This is a genomic window from Limosilactobacillus coleohominis, from assembly GCF_016901675.1.
Classification (GTDB): Bacteria; Bacillota; Bacilli; order Lactobacillales; family Lactobacillaceae; genus Limosilactobacillus; species Limosilactobacillus intestinavium.
Map to the genome: position 1 here is coordinate 1 of NZ_JACJKU010000226.1, position 219 is coordinate 219.

The 219-nt window shown below is 41.6% G+C and carries 1 pseudogene; it reads right to left on the reverse strand.

Annotated features, from left to right (window positions below):
- Positions 1-219 (reverse strand): annotated as a pseudogene (locus H5975_RS08895) (IS30 family transposase); the annotation flags it as partial.

Here is a 219-nt window from a genome sequence, read left to right on the forward strand (position 1 = left end):
TTACCTGAAAGTACGGTATCTGCTTCGAAATGACCAAAGGTCGTTCGTTGTGCTACTTCACGAGGACGTGTATCAATTGAACGTCCATGGCAAAAAGTACCACGAGTTTATTTAGCTCGATGGCGCCTAATACCATGGTCAGGAAGATCGCTTAAACTGATTTCTAGTTTGTTTTGATCAATCCAGTTATAGATGGTTTTAAAGCTCAGCTGCAGTGTA